This window comes from Lysinibacillus fusiformis, assembly GCF_003049525.1.
GTDB lineage: Bacteria > Bacillota > Bacilli > Bacillales_A > Planococcaceae > Lysinibacillus > Lysinibacillus fusiformis.
On the sequence record NZ_PYWL01000003.1, the window covers coordinates 25360 to 46659 of the forward strand.

21 protein-coding genes are annotated in these 21300 nt (G+C 34.0%); 16 read left to right on the plus strand and 5 right to left on the minus strand.

Annotation, left to right across the window (positions count from 1 at the left end; translation table 11 throughout):
- Nucleotides 1–4 precede the first annotated feature (4 nt).
- From C9J29_RS08990 to C9J29_RS09055, 14 genes are all read left to right on the plus strand, one after another.
- A complete protein-coding gene (locus C9J29_RS08990; protein ID WP_008179401.1) occupies nt 5–730 on the plus strand; it encodes an ABC transporter ATP-binding protein in 726 nt (241 codons plus the stop codon).
- Between the two features lie 12 nt (nt 731–742).
- Entirely contained in the window at nt 743–1483 is a 741-nt protein-coding gene (locus C9J29_RS08995; protein WP_008179402.1) for an ABC transporter permease, read from the plus strand.
- 5 nt (nt 1484–1488) lie between these two features.
- On the plus strand, nt 1489–2913 hold the full coding sequence (locus tag C9J29_RS09000; RefSeq protein ID WP_090002178.1) for a hypothetical protein: 1425 nt from the start codon (nt 1489–1491) through the stop codon (nt 2911–2913).
- Nucleotides 2913–4586, plus strand: a complete 1674-nt coding sequence (locus C9J29_RS09005) for a YcaO-like family protein (protein ID WP_090002176.1) — start codon at nt 2913–2915, stop codon at nt 4584–4586. The genes C9J29_RS09000 and C9J29_RS09005 overlap by 1 nt, the downstream gene beginning before the upstream one ends.
- A 20-nt stretch (nt 4587–4606) precedes the next feature.
- On the plus strand, nt 4607–5773 hold the full coding sequence (locus C9J29_RS09010) for a nitroreductase family protein (RefSeq protein ID WP_107922027.1): 1167 nt from the start codon (nt 4607–4609) through the stop codon (nt 5771–5773).
- An 11-nt stretch (nt 5774–5784) separates the two neighbouring features.
- Entirely contained in the window at nt 5785–6618 is an 834-nt protein-coding gene (locus C9J29_RS09015; RefSeq protein ID WP_008179409.1) for a thiopeptide-type bacteriocin biosynthesis protein, read from the plus strand.
- Nucleotides 6619–6636: 18 nt separating this feature from the next.
- Nucleotides 6637–7374, plus strand: a complete 738-nt coding sequence (locus C9J29_RS09020; RefSeq protein ID WP_090002174.1) for a SagB/ThcOx family dehydrogenase — start codon at nt 6637–6639, stop codon at nt 7372–7374.
- Between the two features lie 19 nt (nt 7375–7393).
- Nucleotides 7394–8236: an ABC transporter permease gene (locus tag C9J29_RS09025; protein WP_089987131.1), complete on the plus strand. Its 843-nt coding sequence runs from the start codon at nt 7394–7396 to the stop codon at nt 8234–8236.
- Between the two features lie 158 nt (nt 8237–8394).
- The gene (locus C9J29_RS09030) at nt 8395–8985 is read left to right on the plus strand and encodes an accessory gene regulator AgrB (protein ID WP_043990601.1); all 591 of its coding nucleotides are present in this window, start codon (nt 8395–8397) and stop codon (nt 8983–8985) included.
- Between the two features lie 15 nt (nt 8986–9000).
- Nucleotides 9001–9132, plus strand: a complete 132-nt coding sequence (locus C9J29_RS09035) for a cyclic lactone autoinducer peptide (RefSeq protein ID WP_008179416.1) — start codon at nt 9001–9003, stop codon at nt 9130–9132.
- Between the two features lie 109 nt (nt 9133–9241).
- Complete coding sequence (locus C9J29_RS09040; protein ID WP_008179417.1) at nt 9242–10543, plus strand: sensor histidine kinase; 1302 nt, start codon at nt 9242–9244, stop codon at nt 10541–10543.
- A 9-nt stretch (nt 10544–10552) separates the two neighbouring features.
- Complete coding sequence (locus C9J29_RS09045; RefSeq protein WP_036119362.1) at nt 10553–11296, plus strand: LytR/AlgR family response regulator transcription factor; 744 nt, start codon at nt 10553–10555, stop codon at nt 11294–11296.
- Nucleotides 11297–11617: 321 nt separating this feature from the next.
- Entirely contained in the window at nt 11618–13570 is a 1953-nt protein-coding gene (gene ltaS, locus C9J29_RS09050; RefSeq protein WP_096365153.1) for a lipoteichoic acid synthase, read from the plus strand.
- A gap of 322 nt (nt 13571–13892) precedes the next feature.
- Nucleotides 13893–14408 carry a DinB family protein gene (locus C9J29_RS09055; RefSeq protein ID WP_043990758.1) on the plus strand — a complete coding sequence of 172 codons (516 nt, stop codon included), beginning with the start codon at nt 13893–13895 and terminating at the stop codon, nt 14406–14408.
- 143 nt (nt 14409–14551) lie between these two features.
- Here C9J29_RS09055 and C9J29_RS09060 read toward each other — a convergent pair whose 3' ends face one another.
- Nucleotides 14552–15016, minus strand: a complete 465-nt coding sequence (locus C9J29_RS09060) for a DinB family protein (protein WP_107922028.1) — start codon at nt 15014–15016, stop codon at nt 14552–14554.
- A gap of 190 nt (nt 15017–15206) precedes the next feature.
- Here C9J29_RS09060 and C9J29_RS09065 point away from each other — a divergent pair, with 190 nt between their 5' ends.
- Nucleotides 15207–15635: an NUDIX hydrolase gene (locus C9J29_RS09065; RefSeq protein ID WP_008180806.1), complete on the plus strand. Its 429-nt coding sequence runs from the start codon at nt 15207–15209 to the stop codon at nt 15633–15635.
- 56 nt (nt 15636–15691) lie between these two features.
- Nucleotides 15692–16009 carry a hypothetical protein gene (locus tag C9J29_RS09070; protein ID WP_008180809.1) on the plus strand — a complete coding sequence of 106 codons (318 nt, stop codon included), beginning with the start codon at nt 15692–15694 and terminating at the stop codon, nt 16007–16009.
- A 410-nt stretch (nt 16010–16419) separates the two neighbouring features.
- Here C9J29_RS09070 and C9J29_RS09080 read toward each other — a convergent pair whose 3' ends face one another.
- From C9J29_RS09080 to C9J29_RS09095, 4 genes are all read right to left on the minus strand, one after another.
- Complete coding sequence (locus C9J29_RS09080) at nt 16420–16899, minus strand: GyrI-like domain-containing protein (protein WP_107922029.1); 480 nt, start codon at nt 16897–16899, stop codon at nt 16420–16422.
- Nucleotides 16900–16973: 74 nt separating this feature from the next.
- A complete protein-coding gene (locus tag C9J29_RS09085; RefSeq protein ID WP_107922030.1) occupies nt 16974–18470 on the minus strand; it encodes a serine hydrolase domain-containing protein in 1497 nt (498 codons plus the stop codon).
- A gap of 168 nt (nt 18471–18638) precedes the next feature.
- A complete protein-coding gene (locus C9J29_RS09090; RefSeq protein ID WP_107922031.1) occupies nt 18639–19760 on the minus strand; it encodes a hypothetical protein in 1122 nt (373 codons plus the stop codon).
- Nucleotides 19761–20010: 250 nt separating this feature from the next.
- Nucleotides 20011–21018, minus strand: a complete 1008-nt coding sequence (locus C9J29_RS09095) for a nucleoid-associated protein (RefSeq protein ID WP_107922032.1) — start codon at nt 21016–21018, stop codon at nt 20011–20013.
- Nucleotides 21019–21300: the final 282 nt, after the last annotated feature.

A 21300-nucleotide genomic window follows, 5' to 3' on the forward strand; every position in this document is an offset into this window, starting at 1 on the left:
AACGATGCAGAATTTTAATGTAAAGGTAGAAAAACTAACAAAGAATTATGGAAAAAAGGCTGTTCTAAAAGGAATAGATTTTATTGCTGAAAAAGGTGAGATTATTGGTGTTATCGGTAAAAATGGAGCTGGGAAATCAACATTCTTAGAAATTTTAATGACCATTAAAGATTTTAATGACGGGAAGGTTGTTGTCTTTGGTAATAATTTAAAAGAAATTGATCAAGCTCAGCTTGGAAAAATTAAAAGCAATATATCCGCAGTATTGCAACCTACACAGTTTTATAAAAAATTAAAAGTAAAAGAATTACTAGATCTTTTTAGATCCTATTATGGTAGCAAAGTAGATCTGAATGAAATTATTGAGGAGTTTGAATTGCAGGAGCATTTAAATACATTCTTCGATAATTTATCTGGGGGCTGGAAGCAAAAGGTGAGTCTAGCAATCGCTTTTTCTTCTAAACCACGTTTGATTATTTTGGATGAACCGACTACCGGACTGGACCCTCATATGCGAAATATATTATGGGAAAGTATTACAGGATATATTAAGAAAAATGACAGTACAGTCATTTTATCGACTCATTATATGGATGAAATCGAACTCTATTGTGATAAAGTTCTTTTCATTAATGAGGGTGTAACCGAAGTATTCGATACACCAGAAAATATTCTGAAATCCGGTCATAAATCTATTAATAGCTTTTATCTCGATAAAATTGCCAAATAAGGGGGAGCAAATATGTTATTAACACAAATTAAATATGACTTAAAAATGTTCTTTAGAGAGTTATTTTATTTAGTCTTTACGGTTGTTGTACCGCCTGTCACATATATTTTAATGGGACAAATGTTCAGTAATGCAACCTATAGCGGAGGAATGAACTATGTTCAAATGTATACACCTTCGTTTATTGTCCTCATTAGTTTTTCAGTCGTATTTTTTGCCTTTGGTTTTGATCAGGTAATGAATCGTGCAGCTGGTATTGAAAAAAGACTTTTCATTACGCCGATCACTGATAAAATTCTTCTCATGTCCAGTATTGCTAAGTCATTTATTATAGCTACAGCAGGATTTTTCTTAATCACTTTGATTGGCTTACTAGTTTATGATTTGCAGCTTTCAATTGTTAATTTTTTGATGTCATATGTAAGCTTATTACTAATTAATGCGGTGATGTTGGTTTATTCTCACGCAATTTATTCAAACTTTAAGGAAGTAAAAACAGCACTTATTTTGTCTATTGTATTGTTCCAAATTGTTATGTTTACTGGGGGCTTCTCTGTTCCGGTGGAAAGTCTTCCGAATTTTGTGAAGTATGTATCTTATGTAAACCCATTCTATCATTTAAATAATATTTATATCTCAATTTGGAATCAGACATTTGAACTCAATCAAGATATGCTGATTTCCATCGGGTACACATCGGCCCTTCTGATTATTTCATTAGTTGTCATTAAGTTCAACAATAAGAAGGAGTGAGTAATATGCTAATAAAGGCTCGAAGAAATATTCGATATCACTATAATGAACCCGACCTATTTATATATGGATCAAACGAATTAATAAAATTAAAACTAAGTATTTCAGAATATGATGAAATCACTTCCCTGATTAGTAAGGCCTATCAGGGAAGTGAAGAAACAGCACTTTTTGAAGAGTTTAACCGCTACACAAAACTCATTCAATTTCTTATAGAAAAACATGTTTTTTATTTAATTGATCCAAAAGTTTATGATCTTCACAAAAACAGTCTCTATTTGCCGTGGGTTGAAGAGCAATGTCTATCAGTAGAAAAAGGTCTGAGAGACATTGAGGGAATTTGTGTGAACATTCCCGCATCTTATTTTGGTGCAATTTATCTCAGTGAATTATTGGCAGAAAATCATATTCAACATGAAATTGTAGAAGTAGAAAATATTGAAGTTTTGGCAGACGGGAAAATCGCTTCACATTATTATATTGGGAAAAAAGAAGATAAAATATGGGTTTCCACAAGAAATCATCCGAATTTTGAGGCTGTGTCAGCTGAGGATATTTCAGAGAAGCTTCTAGCAGGTTTCCTTTATTATGGCGCCATTATATCTATCATTGGGAAAGAGGCCCCTGTATTCAGTATTAATTCCCTCATGGAAGTTGAAAGGAAATTGGCATTTGATGGAATTGAAAAGGTGGATTATCAAATTTCAGGAAGAACGCCTCAAGATGCTATCAAGAATTATAATTCACTCGAAACTTTTGTAAAAAAATATGATTCAAAGATAGTATCTTTTAATAAAAATAGAGCGTATTTTACTTACAACCAATCACCGTTACAGATTATTACTGTACAAACAGAAGACGATGAAAATTACTTCTTTGCAGATATTTCTTATGAAAGGCTCGCACAGTTTCTCTCAGAGGCAGCATTTATCGAAATATTAAAAAATAGTTATTCAAAGGATCTTCTATTGAAGCAGCAGGGAAAAGTCATCTATAGTACCCAACATCATAAAACAGGGAAACTGTACAGATTAGATCTGAATGAGCTGGAGGAATCAGAACTTATTAGTAGTTTAATGAATCAAGAAAAGTTATCTACCAATTTCTACCTCCAGGCATGTAGTAGAGGGGGGTATTACTTGTATGCTGTAAATGATAAATCGGAGGCATTCATTTTTCAGCTCCCTGTAAAAACAGCAGCTCAGTTGATAACAGTTTTACTGACTTGGATTAGTATGCATATGAATGATGTATCTATTAAGGAATCATTCTTCCAATCCGTAGATTTAAATGAGCTCCATCTAAAAGAAGTCAGTTCTGTAAATTGGGACAACTCTAATCAAGAAAATTTAGTAAATGGTCAGCAGACTACTGTAGGGAAAATACTCAATGATCATGGTTTTGAATATGAACTTTTGGAGGTGGAGTGATGACCATACAAACAAACATTGCTACGATTCTGACAAACCAAAAGTATATTTTTATTCATTCATCAAAGAATGATTCATTCTTTTGCCTAGATTGCTTTAAGGAGCGAACAAAAGAACTGAAAAGCTATCAACAATATTTTGGTTGGCAAGAAGACCAGCCAAATCGATTAGAATCAGAAATAATTGATACACTTGTGCAAAAGCTCCAAACAAATAGCGAACCGTTCCTCTATGAAATAAACCGAGATACATTGGAAATCCAAGCGAAAGCAACCTTCAAGCGAGGAGATTGTCAGTGTAATGTAGATACGGGTTCAAATCGACCTCAGGAATTGGATACTCTATTCAATGCAAAAGATAATCGACAATTGAGCTTTGAACAAGTAAGAGAAAAGATTGAAAGAAATAAAAAATTAATCTATGCGCATCCATCGTCGATTGTAAATGCATTGGCTCGCTCCGGCGATTCTTATGGAACACCAATGGTTCAGACAGAAGTATTGTATAAGGGAATATCAATGCTTTCCTATGGTCGGACAGGGACGTATGAAAAGTCAAAATATATTTCTATTTTGGAATCATTGGAGCGCTATGCCACAGCGTTTCCTTATAAAAAGCAACAAAGGGCAATGCGGGAAAAAGATTCTGAAGTGATTGATCTCACACTGAGTGAAGTGATGGCACAATGCAATTATGGCAATCCAGAAAATTACTCGGAAGATCAGCCACTGAATTATGAAAAAGTTTGGGCATTGCATAGTGAAAGAGATGTTCTAATTCCCGAGCAGCTAATTTATTACAACTCTCATGTTGTTTCTAATGAAAAAAGATATATTTACGAAAGCTCTAATGGCAGTGCTCTCGGTTCAACAGAAGCAGAGGCCAGCCTACACGCGATGCTAGAGCTGATTGAACGCGATGCTTTTTTAGCTACTTGGTATGGACAGATTCCACCTGTCAGAATTGATGAATCTAGCATTCAATCTAAAAAAATTCAGGCTTATTTGGACTCTTTAAAGCAAAAAAACATCCGTGTACATTTGTTTGATATATCGATGGAAGTGAAAATTCCGACAATCTGGGTTTTATTAGAAAAAGAGGAGCCTAAGGAAAATGAAATGGCCTTCTACACGGCTGCGGCGGCTTCCTTTGACTTGGAAGAGTCAATCGAGCGAGCGTTGATTGAAGCTACAACTGCGATTACTGTTTTTACAAATGTCTTCAATAATAAGGAATATCAGACAAGGAAACGACAATTGTTGGACAATCCTCAATCGGTGCACAAGTTGGAAGACCACTTGCTACTTTACTCAAACAAGGAGATGAAATATGCATTTTCGTTTGCATTGAATACCGAAATGGTGTCTTCCTACGAGCAATTGGAGGCAGGGTATACAATATATCAAGGGAAATTTTCCGAGGTTGTTCGAACGCTTGAAGGCCAATTGGTCGATATATCTGGTAAAGCGTATCGGGCTATGACAGAAAATCCGAATTTATTTTCTGCAGGATTTGTAAATGTGAAATATATAGTGCCTGGCATGCTGACGATGACTTTTGGGCATCAAAATAGACGAGTTGTCAGTCAACGAATTGAAAAGGCTATTCAGTTTAAGAAGACAGGGAAGCTAGATAAAGACTGGATAGAGAAAACACCCCATCCATTTCCATAATTGAACGGGAGGGAATAAGGATGATTGATCAACAATATTTAGATCGATTCGGAGAGGATCGCTATAAGCAATCATTGTCTGTTGCACATGTTGATGAAGAACCACTGTTTAATAATCATTTAGATGTGATTGACATGAAATTTTTGAAGGAGCTTGGTAAAAGTGATGGCTGGAGTTCCATTATTTACGATCTCTATTATTATTTAGAGATGATTCAGCGGATAGATTTTTTCAGCAAATACTATTTCCATTCTTTTTCTCCCAAAGCTAGAAATATAGATAGTCTTAAATTGGTATTTGTTCATAAAACGCATATGTTTGTATACAAAGCATTAACAGACAAAGTTTATGTATATCACCAAGAATATTTTAAAGGATTGAATGCTGAAAGAGACTATCTCGTCATCGTAAATGACAATCGTCAGCTCCAAAAATATTATGGTGAGTTTTCTTTAATGCTAAGTTTATTGAATACAGGTCATTATCTTTATAATCTTGACTATGTTTTAAATGGTCATCAAATTCGTCACCGTAAACTAACAACAGCATCGCTTGAAAAGCCTGTTGAATTTGTCACAATTCCGCTTGTATTGGAAATAGCTTTAGACCAAGAATATCATTTGAGTACAACAGATATAAAAGCGCAACCGGAGACAGAATTTTTCAGGAGAAGAGTATCGGAGCAAAATATTAAAGGCGATGCAGTAGTTAAAAAGTTGATGTCAGTTAATACACACCATCGAATACTGCAGGAGTTCCAAGTAGCTGTGCAGGACTATCCTGGAATAGGCTTGTGGACGTTTATAGATAATATTACTGATGTCAAAAGTGGTTTTTATCGGATTGGAGAAACGTGTGAATTTATTCAACCGAAAGGTAAACTTATGTATACGAAGATGTTGCAAGAATATCAAGATTTCACTAATTTGGAAGGCATGTATTATTGGCTATTTTTTACCTTTGAGAAATCAGGTCAGGATTATGATGATATTTTTTTAAGGATGGGTCATTTTGCACAGCATTTATCTATTATTGCTGCGAAGTATGGATTGGCTGCTCGAGGGATTAAAAATTATAATGACAAAATAATAAAAGAAAAATTCAAACTAGAGAACAATGAACAACTTGGCTACTCGTTAAATCTTTTTAAGAGCTGGAACACAAGTCACAGTATATTTCTAAAATAAAGGAGGACCTTATGTGGGTATCTAAACATTTATTCATTCATGATTATGTCTTAATTGAAGAATTTTTAAAAGAGTGTTTGTTGCCATATTTAGATAGAGAAAAAGTTCGATATTTTTTCATTCGTTATTGGGATGGTGGTCCCCATATCCGATTGAGATACCAAACAGCACAAGACGCAGCAGAAAAAATTGAAAAAGAATTGGAGCACTTATTGGAGAGCTTTCATCTAAAGCATAGTAGTCACTCATTTCAAGCTATTTCCTATGATGAGGCGATCATTCAGACAGAAGGCATTGTACCAACTGCTCCGTATCCGAACTTTTCAATTCAGGCGATCGAGTATGTACCAGAGCTAAACCGTTATGGGGGGGAGGCAGCAATGGCGTTGTCTGAAGAACTATTTGTCCACTCTTCAAAATTTGCTGGACAAATTATTCAAAAGCTTAATCGAACTCAGCGTTATGTGTTAGCCATTGACCTCATGTATAACTGTACAAAAATTGCTCAAGAATTAGGATATATTGAGAAGCATGAGACAATGTTTCATGCGTATCGTGAAATATGGACTCAATTTTCTCAAAATAAGACCCCAGAGCAAATATATAAAGTGATTAACAACAGAATCGATCAATTGAAAAATGGAGAACTTGCCATTGAATTCTATCAGCCCTATCTTAAGGTTTTTAAATCTATGCTTGCTCAAATAAAGTTATGTCAAACGACAATGGAGCCAAAGTACGCCTTTTATATTGTCATTTCTCATCTTCATATGTTGAATAATCGATTAGGGGTATCTCCGGAATATGAATTCATTTTTTCAGATGCTTTTCTTAAAGCTGGGTGATTTCTTAAAAAGGAGGAAATGAATGTGTGGAACTTTAAAGGAGAGAGGAATATAGAGAAAAAATTCATTGATTATCATATGATGTCAATCAATGAACCTGAATTCACCAATACTCAAGTATATGCGCATAGACCGAGAGAGTTGCAGGGAAATGGCAATTATCCGTTAATTGATTTAGATTATACGATTGACGATAATAATATATTTGAAAAAACATTAGGGACGAGATATTCGGCAAGGGAACCATTCAAGACGAATGTGAAGGTCGATAAAAAGGTAATGGCACAATTTACTCAATTGGCCATGATTGGTGGTGAAAAAGAAAACCGTACATACCCTTCTGGGGGGGCACAGTACTATGTTAATATTTATTTTTTATTCAACGAGCAATTGGTAGACGTTGATTTGATAGAGCAGGGGAATATTATGCTGCTGAATAGTGATACTCAAAAATTATTAGTTAAACAATACGTGCCGTGGGATGAAATGAGTAAAGCGTTTATCCAAAAGTATTTGGCAAATACCGCTCAGTTCGCAGTTGCTTTGAGCTGTGATATGTCAGGAATCTCAGGAAAGTATACAGATATCTCCTATAAATTGGTTCAACAGGAGGCCGGACATATTGGACAAAATATTCAGTTGGTAGCGAATTACTTAGGGTTGGAAAGTGTACCATTGGGCGGTTTTTATGATATTGAGTTATCAAAACTTTTGAGTGATAACCAAACATCCTTGTATGCATTTCTTATAGGATAGAAAGGAGTGGAGGTTGAATATGTATTGCTTAAAATTGAAATATCAAGTAAAAAAAATGAACGATTTCTTTATGATCCAGGATTGTATAACATTAGAAACAGTCATGGCCTTTAAAGTTAAAGATATCGAGTTTAATAGATTAAAAGAGATTATTTATCATGGAATCGATGAAACAATGGACTGCTCAGAAAATAAGCTTGGAAATCAGCTTTTGGAAAAGGACCCTACATTGTTTATCTCCTATGAAAAACAAAAATCCAGAGATCTATTGAATCTAGTGAGAAGCTATACAGAATTTTTTACCCCTTATTTCATTTCTACAGAAGCTATTGTAGAGTACTTGATTTTTGCAGAAAAAATTATTGATACAGGGAAAATCTTTAACATTCAAGTCATGTTAGAAGATAAATTCCCAAATGTTCAAGAGTTTCTGGAAAAATCACCGTTTGTACAAACGATCTATGATGAAAACCCACAGGACAATATTGATTTGCTAATTGGAACACAAAAGAAAATCGCAGAAATCAATCAAGTTGAATCTTTTGCAAAGTATATACTGGCATTGAGCTGTCAGGAAAATAGTTTAGAGATTGGTCCATTAATCAATACAACGAAGTTTGAAATTCCTAAGTTTTCAACAGAAGGTGAGCTGAATGCAGCCATCATGCATCATGAAGAGTTGTTGATGTGTTTCTTCTTGGAAAGAATTCTATTTATTCAGTTATTTAATTTATATAATAAAATGCGACAAAATGAGTTTTTCCCCACTAGAAACAAAGTCTGTATTAATCGAATGGACCTTCAAGGATATAGTGAAGCGGTTACGCTGTATCCCAAATATTTGGTTGAGTTTGTCGTATGAAAAATTTCATAATTGTAAGGAAAATACTCGTAACTGTGTATTTTCCTCTTTTTTTTTTGCATATATGTAATCAGAGTAGTAAGTTACTAAATATTAAAAAAAATGATAGAAGAGCAAGATATACTATTATTGTAAAGAAAAACAAGGAGGGGATAAAAATGGAAATACTGCTAAAGGGATTTAGGGAAGACGTGTTGGCAGAATATATGGTTAGGAAATTAAAAGAAAGACAAGAACTGACCAGAATTCAAGAATTGAAGTGTAAATTGGGTATTGAAGTCTGCCTCATTAATCTTGGGAAGGCCGTTCCTGTATACTTGACAGCATTTTTACTGCATTCAGTTTGGCTAACATTTATTTTTCACAGTGCTTATTTATTAGTACGGGTCTATGCTAGAGGTATTCATGCTCAAAAAAGCAGTACCTGCACGTTGATAAGCATTTTCCTTTTCGGAATACTACCGATCATCATACGAGATATTTCAATATCAGAATCGATGTTTTGGATAGGTATTCTAGCTGTATATATCTGTCTTTATAAATATGCCCCTCAAGATACAGAAAAGAACCGTGTTAATGATAAAGCGTTGAGAGTAAAACTGAGAAACAGAGCCATTATTGGCTATTCGATTTGTGTAGCAGTAATGGTTAGTACAAGCTCACAACTAGTCATCAATCAAGTATTTTTTGGAAGTCTACTAGCTGTATGCTGTATTCTTCCATTAACATATAAATTATTGAAAAAATAAGGGAGGAAGAAGAAAATGAAGAAAATTCAAAATATGTTTGCAGAAGGTCTAACAAAACTGTTTGTTGCAGTAGGCGGGTTAAGTGTTCATAATTTCTGTGTATTGTATTCATTTGAACCAACAATTCCAGAAGAACTCAAAAAGTAAATTATATGTGAAATACTAGGTTTTCGCTAAAAATTCTAAATTTTGCTAATTTGGTTTTCTATAGTATAATATTCATACTAGATTCCTATAGAGAGATGAGGATTAGCGTGTGATTCTATTAGCTATAGTTCAAGTCGCCATTCAGTGTATTTTAGTAGCTTTTGTCATAGGGAAACGTTTTATTCGAAAGGAAAATATTATTGCAGTTATACTGTTTAGTCTAATAATGGGCGGGCTATATCCGTATCTAGATATTTTTGGTTCGCTCTTAATATTTGCGTTTGTTCTTGGTATGTTTAAGTATACATATCTAAAGTGGATACCTGCACTGTACTACGCATCAACAATAATGATCGGTATGATCCTCATTGATCATATAACAACTTTCATTTTGGGAAAAGTTTTAGATATTGATACAATCTCCTCAGCAACAAACGAACTCATTTTTTCAGCCGTATTACTACATCAATTTATCACACTCATCATTGGTATTATATTTATAAATCTTTGGAAAAAAATTACTTTCAGAGTTTTTGAGAAGGATGCAGAAGATAGGATTACAAAACGAATTTTAGCTTTCTTGGGTCTTTTTACATATACAATTTATTTTACAATGATTGTTTATGTACGATTAACAGGAAATCAAAATACGCTAGTATTGATGAATACGCTGTACTTATTTATTTATTTCGTCATTTTTGCTGTCAGTTTGTCGTTCCTAGTATATACCTTCAGAAAGCAGTTAGAGATGAGGGAGAAGGAAATAGAGCTAAACAGTATACAAATGTACACGGAACAGCTGGAAAAAAACTATTATGAAATGCGAACTTTTCGCCATGATTACATCAATATCCTATCTTCTATGTCCGAATATATTAACAATCGTGATATGAATGCTTTAGAGAGCTATTTTAATGATAATATTATGCGTGTCAGTCAAGAGATTCGTGATAATGATTTTAAAATGAGAGGATTGTCTGAAATTAAAATTCCAGAAGTAAAAGGTTTGGTTTCCTCCAAACTGATTACAGCACAAGAAAAGGGGATAGATGTGGTTTTTGAATGCCCTAACGAAATTCATTATTTGAATATGGACAGTGTACTATTGTGCCGCTGTATTGGAATTATTTTAGACAATGCCATTGAAGCAGCTGAAGAGGTGGAGAAGGGTATCATACGAGTGGGGTTTGTTGAGCTCGAACAATCCGTGTCCTTTGTAGTTTGGAATACGTTTAGTGATACCGGACATAAACTTTTTCAATATTTCGAAAAAGGATTCTCGACAAAAGGTGAAAATCGAGGGCTGGGGCTGAACAGCCTGAAGAAGATGGTTGATCAAGAAAATATGACACAGTTGGATACAGTTATCGAGGATGGTTTTTTTAAGCAGGAAATTGTAATTTTAAAGTGAGGGATTGAGATGATTGATGTTTTTATCTGCGAAGATCAAAAGGAACAAAGAGAGAAGATAGCCAGATATGTTTCAAATTATATAATGATTGAAAATCTGGATATGCAACTGGTCCTAACGACCGCGGATCCAGAAGAATTATTACACTATATAAATGAGAGTAAACGATCTGGTTTATATTTTCTTGATATTGACCTGAATCATGAGATGAATGGTATCACACTTGGCGCGGAAATCAGAAAAGTGGATCCAATAGGCGATATTGTTTTTGTCACAACGCACTCAGAACTTACTTATTTAAATTTCATTTATAAAGTAGCAGCGATGGATTTTATTATTAAAGATGATGTTGATTCAATACAAAGTAAGGTTATTAGCTGTTTAAAGGTGACAAATGAAAGAAAGCAAGTGACGAATAAGACATCCAATAAAAAATTCGTTCAAAGAATTGCAGATAAAATTATTAGTGTTAATTTTGATGAAATTATGTTTTTTGAATCCTCTCCATTACATAAAGTTGTTTTACATTTGGATAATCGTCAAGTGGAGTTTTACGGGAAACTGAAAGACGTAGAAAAAGAGTATGAAAGTTTCATTCGTTGCCATAATTCCTTTGTAGTAAATATCGACAATATTCAGGAAGTGGATTTTAAAAAGAAAGAAATATTAATGAAAAACGGAGAAATTTGTTATGGGTCGGCACGAATGATTAAGGCTGTACAGAAAAAATTAGAAATGAATGTTATCGAATAAAAGTATGTTTATTAAAAATGGATGAATTTAACGGAAATAGAAAAGGTAGAATCATTACTTAAAATATCCGGTAAATGCTAGTTAATAAACTAACATTTACCGGATGTTTTTATGCCAACATTTGTGTTAATTAGTAATGATTATACGAATTGTCTATTATGATGCCTAACAACTTGACAGAAGTCTAAATGGGGAGTACTATACATTGGTCGCGAAAAAAGCTATCGTGGCGTAACATTATTTTAAATGCAATGCAATACTTATAATATAAGTTAATAGACATCAAGATTAAATTCAATAAGTACAAGGTAGGTGCAAGAAATGAGAAATTTATTAAGTAAAAAAGACGACCTATTGAATAACTTTTTTGGAATATATGTAGTAGCTGTTTTAATGTTATGGATTAAAACATACATCTCTCAACAAACACAATTTGACCTAGGTGTAGAAGGAGTAATTCAACAATTCCTTTTACTATTAAATCCACTTGGCTCAGCCATGCTATTTTTAGGATTTTCATTTATCTTTAGAGGAAAACGAAAATATACATCACTTGTTGTAGTGTACACGCTGATGTCCATTCTTTTGTATGCTAATATTGTTTATTACCGATTTTTTAGTGATTTCATTACATTGCCAACACTTTCTCAAACGCAGAACTTTGGTGATTTAGGTGGTAGTGTTCTTTCTTTATTAAAACCATATGATATCTTGTTCTTCGTTGATGTATTCGTAATGTTCTACCTACGATTCTCAAAAAGAATTCAAAAAGATACAAAACGTTTTGGCTATAAAAAGGCAATGGCGATCATTACATGTGCATTAGCTATTTCAATTCTTAATTTAGGGTTAGCTGAGGCTAATCGTCCACAGCTATTAACAAGAGGTTTTGATAGAAACTATATTGTGAAATATTTAGGAATGTATAACTATACGATCTATGATTCAGTAGAAACGATGAAAGCATCTTCACAAAGAGCTTTAGCGGATAGTAGTGATATTACAGAAGTGATTAACTATACTAAAGCCAACTACGCAAAGCCTAATGCTGATTATTTTGGTAAAGCAAAAGGAATGAACGTGATCTATTTACATTTAGAATCATTCCAAAACTTTCTTATCGACTATCAATTAAACGGTGAAGAAGTTACACCATTTCTAAACTCATTAGCAAAAGATAAAAATACATTGTATTTTGATAATTTCTTCCATCAAACTGGACAAGGTAAAACGTCCGATGCAGAATTTATGCTAGAAAATTCTTTATTTGGGTTACCGCAAGGTTCTGCTTATATTACAAAAGCACAAAATACGTACCAGGCAGCTCCTAGTATTTTAAAAGATTATGGTTATACATCGGCTGTATTCCATGGCAATAACGGAAGCTTCTGGAACAGAAACGTGATTTATAAATCCTTTGGTTTTGATAAGTTCTATGATGCTAGTTATTATAATACGGGGACTTCAGGTGACATGGCTGAGTATGGATTATTAGATAAACCCTTCTTTGAACAATCGCAAAATCTTTTAAGTTCTTTACCACAACCGTTTTATACAAAATTAATTACGGTTGGGAATCACTACCCATATAAAATGAATCAAGACTTAGTAACAATCGATAAAGCAAATACAGGCGATGCAAGTGTTGATAATTATTTCCAAACTGCTCGTTATGCAGATGAAGCAATCGAACAAGTTTTCCAACAATTAAAAGAATCAGGTTTATATGATCATTCGATGATTGTTCTATATGGCGACCATTATGGTATTTCAGATAATCATAACGCAGCCATGAGTCAAGTAATTGGAAAAGATATTACACCATATGAAAGTGCTAATTTACAACGCGTTCCATTATTCATCCATGTTCCGGGTATGGAGGGTGGTACTAACCATACGTATGGTGGGCAAACAGACCTTCTTCCAACGTTATTACATTTACTAGGAATTGATACGCAACAATTTGTTCAATTTGGATCTGACCTATTGTCAGAAGAGCACCATGAAATTGTGCCATTTAGAAATGGCGATTTTGTCAGCCCAAAAATCTATTCAGTGAATGAAAAATTTTATGATAATGAAACAGGTTTACCACTAGATGATAGTCAATTAGAGTCTGCGAAAACAATTAAGAATGAAGTAGATCTTAAATTGCAACTATCTGATAAAGTCGTGAATGGTGACTTATTGAGATTCTATAAGCCAACAGGGTATACGCCAGTTGATCCATCTCAATATAATTACTCCAAAGAAGACGATGTAGAATCGAATTAATGGTAATCCTTTGCTAGGCAGGTTAAGAAAATGAGTAAGGTATCAAGGAGAGTATGTTTGAGTGCTCAGGATACCTTACCATTAGCTTGACCTGTTTTTTTATACCTGATGATTCAGCACGAAGTAAAATAATTAAGGTAAACCTTACAGCCACTAAGGTTGTAAGGCTTTTTATTTTTTTGTAGGAAAGATTCTGTAAGTTTAATGCAAATAGCGAGTATTTGCAATAATAACGCGAAAATTGTGAGAAAATGGAGGAAAACTATTCATATATGAAGAAGTAATAAAGGGCTATTATTTTATTTTCAAGAGGGGGATTTTTTTGCAATTATTGTTTAAATATAATTGGGTGGTAAGAGAAGATTGGTTCCGTTGGTGTGAAGAGTTGAGTGAAGAAGAACTTTTAGAAAATAGAACAGGTGGTATGGGTAATATACTACATACACTCTTCCACATAGTGGATGTAGAGTGGAGTTGGATACGTGTGCTACAAGGTAAAGATGATTTTCAGGAGAATTTTGATGACTATAAAAGCCTTGAAAAAGTTCGGAAATTAACAGATGAGTTTCATTTAGAAGTAGCAAGCTTTGTAAACAAATGGGATGCTAGTATGGAAGAGCGTTTACTTCATCTTCCATTAGAGGATGGAACAATCGAGACGCATACATGGGGTGAAATCGTTCGCCATACTATTGCACATGAAATTCACCATATAGGACAATTATCAATTTGGGCTAGGGAGATTGGGAAAAAGCCAGTTTCTGCAAACCTAATTAGACGAGGTCTTCCCTCAGCATTCGTGGATTCGGTAGATGCACTTCAAGCAGACCCAAAATAAAAAGCCACTCAGATGAGAGGCAATTGTCTTTGAATGGCTGAATAGATCAGTGATAAACCTCTCTCTTTAGGGTGAGGTTTATTTTTATGCAATTCGTTCCGTATTCTTTACAGAATGGGTGCCAAAATATAATCTAATAAATACTATCTTTTCATCTTACGAATATATGCTAATTGTCCAATATGGTAGGCATTATGAGTGGTGGCATTGGAGATGATAGCCCACCATTCGGCCTTCACTGGAAAACCATTTACATCAGATAGTAGTTGCTCCTCTTCAAGAAGTTCCTGCCACTGAAGTAGCGTTTTTAACAATTTATCCTTTAGCTCCAAGAAAGTGACCTCATCTCTAAGAAGAAAGGTATCATCATTGCTTTTAACTTGTGGAATGGCTTGGACATGATTTTCCTTATATCTGATTTGCCAAGTTTCATTCCAATAAATGAGATGTTGGACAATTTCAGCGATACTATGACTGGATTCATCGGGTTTCCAAAATGCAACTTCCTCAGAAAGTCCTTCAACTACTTCATGAAATGACATATACCAGCTACGATCATTTGCATTTGCTAGAAGTTGATCTAACAAAATAGTCTTAGCATCCATCATTCACGTTCCATCTCCTTCCTAGTATACTTCTTACTAGTTTATCATGTTAATGACTGGCCTGAAAACAATACATCAATACGAGCTATATCTGTACAAAACATTCGCATAAAAGACTTTTGATTACGATAGGCGAATTGTTATAATAAAAAATGCACCTATGACACAGATAAAAAAGGATTTGGAGGAAAAAATGGATAAAGAGCAAATTATAGTGAAAGCTATTTGTGTATTTAGAAAAGCAGATGCAATACTTGTCTGTGAAGGCTTTGATGAAGTAAAGGGGACATTTTATTATCGACCAATAGGCGGAAAAATTGAATTTGGTGAAACGAGTTCGAAAGCGGTAAGGCGAGAAATATTGGAAGAAATCGAAGCGAATATTACTAACTTAAAGCATGTAGGTACAATCGAGAATATATTTACATATAATGGTGATAATGGGCATGAAATAGTGTTTGTCCATGAAGCAGAATTTATTGACATGTCCTTTTATGAAAAAGCTTCTTTTTGGGGGCTAGAAGATAATGGCATACGCTTTAAATTGCTGTGGAAGCCCATTAGTGACTTTTCAAATAATAAATGTAATTTAGTTCCGGATGGATTATTTGAATTGCTCTAGGTTTTACGTAATGACTATAAGTATCGTATGAAAACTAAGTTTAATGGGGTGAGGACATGAGTAAAACTAGGCTATTTGTGATATTTTTATTATTTGCATTTGTAGGCTTATTTGTAGCCGGTTTTTATTCTATTAATCATGTACAAGTTGAAAGCACCTATCTACTTGAAGAACAAAATATTGTCGAAAAGAACGGCCAATATTATTTGTTAATTGATGACCGAGAGCTGATTTTATCAAAGAACTTTTACGAAAAAATACAATTAGAAAAGTATAATGAATATAAAATTAATTATGTATATAATCGTTTAATCAATAACGATGGTGAAGTGGTGAAGCTTAAAAGATATGGTGAACAGCCATGGGGAAAATAACAAAGCGCTATGAATGTTCAGCGTTAATTTTCATTGATAGTGGTTCACGACATTAAGATAGATCTGCAATTAATCTACCGACACCTCTAAACAACCAAAAAATTAATCTGAATGGCAATAAAATCAGCTCTGGTATCCAACAAAGCACATCTAGAAGTAATTCTAATAGGGAGTACTTATTATGTTCTTTGCTTTTTCTCGTTTTTCTTTTCTTACTTTGCCACCATTCAATCATAAAACAAACCCCGTTTCCCAAAATTCAGTCGAATCATATAACTTTTATTAAATAAATTTACGTTCAAGATTGGATTTAGTTTCATTTTTTGTAGCGTTTCATTATTTTAAAATAGCCAGTTACTCATGACTATTCGAGTAACTGGCTATTTATTTAATCCATGGGATTAAGGAGATTATAATGGTATATAAAGTTTAATAATATGATTATGATTGTTCATAGCTGCTAGATCATCCCATTGTTCGATATCAAATGGTCGCGGGGTTACATAGTTATGGTCTTCCAACCAATCATTCATAGCCATATAGGTATTATCGATATTTTCCTCAGGTCCTTGGTGCTTAAATACTAAAAATCCACCGTTAGGAATGGTATGTGTAATCATAGCGTTTGGTACAAATGAAAAATCACTTACTTCCACTGCTACGATATGTGTATAAGGGGTGTCAGGTGTCCATTCTTCTTCATCATATACTTGGATAAGAAAAATGCTATTATCTATCCTATTTTTGATGAAAGGAAGTTGAATTAAAACTTGTTCTCGTAGATTTTTTACAATGTTTAATTGAATGTCCTCGTTTAGACTGGCCTTCGTAGAAAATCCTATGAAATTCATCCTTTGTTTATGGACCTTTTCAACATCTTTTAATAACATTTACTCACTAACCTTTCTGTTTTAGAATATCCTAGCAAAAGCTTGTGGTATATAGTCCAACATTCCATAGACAATTAATCTAGCACTTTCCTTTTTGTCATAATGAGTATAATCCCCCATGTTAAATATAGAATACAAGCCATTATAATGCTATCAAATAATACCAATATAGAGGTCGGTGCCCACACCTTAATAAAGGTCCAATTTAAACCGCCAAGTAATACTTCTGGTGCCATAAAAATCGCTGTTATCAGGATGGCAACGAGTAATGAATGGACCATTAATAAAATTATTTTCTTGTTAGTTAGCTTAGTCAATTGGCGTCTTTTTTTATAAATATTGTTGGCCGTTTTGATTAAAAGATAGCAAAGGATTAGGCAGATTCCTATTATAATGATACTTATTATCGTGACGATTTTATCTAGCTTTTGATAGCTATTAGCATGTTGGGGAGCTGTTGTTTTACCTTCCCACAAATCCATGATTCCTTGGCCGATAGCAGTTGTCGAGCTTGTATTCATATTGGCTAAAATTGCAACCCCTATTTGCTCATCAGGCTGCATCATGAAATACGATGTAAACGTCGGATTTTCTCCAGCATGGTAAATGTAGGGCTTGTTTTCATTGTCAACCACTGCCCAACCAGTAGCATAAAAAGTATTTGTATCAAAAGGTTCTACAGAGTGGTCAGGGGTATGGGATTCTTTAATGGTGTTAGCGTCAATCGAATAAATGTCACTATTGCCTAACTGTAATTTCAACCATTTTGCAATATCATTTGCGTTACTGATGATATAGCCAGCAGGGATATTTCCTCGGTAGATAGGGGCTGTAAAAGGTCGCTCTTTCATAAGCCCTATTTTATAACCCGAAGCCATATGAGGGGATTCTACTTGATGAATTCCTACAAACGATTCATACATACCGATAGGTTCTAAAATTTTATGTTTGACGTATTGATCATAGGGCATTTTGGATACTTGTTCAATGAGTAGTCCTAACACATCGTAATTAATCGTTGCATATTCAAAAGAGCTTCCTGGTTTTCGATTTAATGTTTGATGTAGTAATGTTTTGACCGTTTGTTCAAGGGCGTTTTTGTCAGTGCTTTCTGGAATTTGAACTATGGAATTAGAAGGAATCCCACTTGTATGCGACAGTAATTGCTGAATCGTTATAACTTCTTTTTTTCCATTATAGGTTAACGTTAGCCATGGGATATATGTTTGAATATCATCTGAACGTTTCAGTACTCCCTTTTTTTCCAATTGGAGAATGGCAAGGCCAGTAAAGGCTTTAGATGTCGAGCCTAGCTCAAAAAGAGTATCTGAAGTGACGGGTGTCTTTGACTTCGTATCTGCATACCCAAATCCTTTTTGATAAACGGTTACCCCCTTATCAACAATAATTACTGAAAGGCCAGGGATTTTACTAAGAGCTTGTTGTTCCTCAATAAAGTGTTCAATTTTACGGATTTTTTCTTTGGATGTTGCATGTGCGAATTGTGGTAACATCGTACAAAATACTAGCATTACAGCAATCATCACAGATTTTTTAATAAATAGTGTCATGCTCATTTCTCCTTAACATATAAATTGCTTGTTACAACAAGGATTACTATATCAAGCAATTTATGGTCAAACTATCGATTAACATGACTATTCCATAGAATACATGACAATTTTGTCATATAAGAGAAAAGGGCTACTCCTATAGTAAATAGGAGAGCCCTAATAATATTATTTTGTTTGTTCTGGAAGTAAGTCATTCCCGTGAATGATTAATTTCGATGCCGAAATCAGAATGTCTCTATTTGCCAAATAATAGGGATCTAAAATTTTATAAAAGGCTTCCCATTGGGCAGCAGCCTTTTCATCTTCACCTTTTTGATCTAAGGCATTTGCTTCCTCATAGAGCTGTTTTAATTTTGTGTAATCCGATTCGCTAATGTCAAATTCGATATCTGACATATATTCTTCAAAGGAAACTGGCTTATAATATGAATTAATGACTTCGTAGAATTGATCCCATAGCTTGATGGAAAGCTCTTCGTTTTTATCTTTATCAGCTTTTTGAGCCTCCTCATAAATCGCCTTTAGCTTTACGAGATCCTCTTTTGTTATGTCTAAATCCATATCAGTCATATACTGCTCAAACGTTAGTGGAGGATATAGCTCTTGGAAGTATGCCTCTAAAATAGTAAAGATTTTATCTATTTTTTCTTGTGCCTCATCTGATTTATCTTCTTTAGTGAATTTTACCCAATCATCATAAAGTGCTTTAAGCTGTTCTTTATCTTGTTTTTTGATGACGATGTTTTGCTCAGCAAAAGCAGCTTCATTAATGAATTCTTCAAAAGGCTCAGGCTGCCAATTTGCCAATTCATAAAGTCTTGTAATTTTATTCATGGCCTCATAAACTCGGTCCATTTCTTCATAATTCTCTTCTTTTTCTGCTTTTTTCATGTCAGTGAAGAGCTTTTCTAATTGAACTAATTCTTCTTTTGTGACTTCTTTAGGTAAGCTTTTTTTATACACATCAAAAGTATAGAAATCTGAGTAATCTTCTACAATACTTCCTTCAACAGCGATTTCCTGTCCTTCTACTAGCTTCAATTGTTCGATTTGCTTGTCAGAGAATTTGTGTAAGCCAATAAAATAATTTTTGCCGTCAGCTCCTTTAATAGAAAGGCCATCGCCATCAAAGTACTTAATGGTACCTTTTATCTTTTGTTCTACTTGTATAGTGACTTGTTTAGTTGTATCCACTGATGTTGCACCAGCTTGAAGCGGGGTCATTACGGCCATTCCTAGTGTTAATGCGGAAGCTAAAATCCAAGTTTTCTTAAAAGGTTTTTTCATTTTTATCCATTCTCCTTTAGGTTAACTTCTGTTACCAATTATTAGACGTTTTACCAAAGGAAAAAGTTTTATCTTCTTTAAGAAAAATTTAAAAAGAATATGGCGGTGGTTTCTAAGGCAAAAAAGGCATCCCTTTTTAAGGGAATGCCTTTTTTATAATGAAATAAGGGTAAGCCATTGATTCTCATTACTCGGTCAAGCGATAGCACTACAACCATCGTGTGTGAACTTCTCGAAAGGCATCCCTTATTTATATTTCATCCTGGAAATAAATTTTATAAAATTTTCGATTTGTTGCCTCATCATAGCCAACTTCAATCAGCTCGTCTATTTGATCGATATGCTGAATATTGACTTGAATTTCAATATTGGAATCAAGCTTTATTTTGCGTTTATATTTCTTTTCAGCTTTTTCTAGTGCGCTGTCAGAAATAACGGTTTCATAAGGTTTGACTGAATTGACGAGGATATCCTTTTGGGTAGCATCCGCTTGCTCAAATACAGTGTCAATATAATGGTCAACTTGAAATTCCTCTTCATTTCTAAAATAATCTAACGTTTTATTTAAAAAGCCTAGCTTCTCTGTGTTCGAGTAATTCTCTTCTTTTAAAATATACTTCTTGCATTCATTAAGCGCTAAATCAGTTTTATGGTAATGCTCATCTGCTGCTTTAATTTTTAAAAATCGTTCCTGCCAATAGACAATATCCTCTTTTCGCTTCGTCTTTATAAATACAGCAGGGGGTTGCTCTTGTCCCATATCTACGATGATCGCCATATTATTAATTTTTTTCACATTAATGCCATCCACACCGTGAATGATCATTTTATTATTGTCATTTTTGACATCTAAAAACATTTCTTTTTCATCAATTTTAACAATGGCAATGACCTTTTTAACCTCATTTAATAGAAAACAATTTTCAAACAAGCCGATAAATAGCTCTCCGCTTTTAATATTTGGGTGCTGGGATACACTATGTAAGTGCTTCGCCATATTTTGAGATTGTTCAAGAAAGCTACTGTCCTGCTCAAATATTTTTTGGGAATAGGCAAAAACTTCATTCAGCGCTATATCTGTTTCATGGAAAAATTCATATTGCTGCTCCAGCTCTATTTTACTAAATGCAAGCTGTGTAAAGGCAGCCTCTAGCATGAGCTCCGGCTGTGTAAATTCCTCTTCTCCTAAAAGAAGTGTCGACTCGCTCAAAAAATGGATACTATAGTGTGCTAATTTACTTTCATTAACTTCTAGCATATATGTCACCTTCTAATTTTTCATAGTAGCTAGTATACCATATCTTATTTTATAGATTTCAATGATTCGGATAAATAAAAGGGGATATAAAGGGCTGAGGAAAGCCCATGAATTTAATCATTAAGCTAAAAACACGCCTCAATGCGAGCACTTTGTCATGGAAAGATGTTGACGTTTAGAAGTTTAAAATAGGACTGCTTAGATAATGATAAAAACATGTAGTAATTCTATGTTCGATTGTATTAAAGAGGGTGATCATTATGTGGGAGGAAAGGATAATAT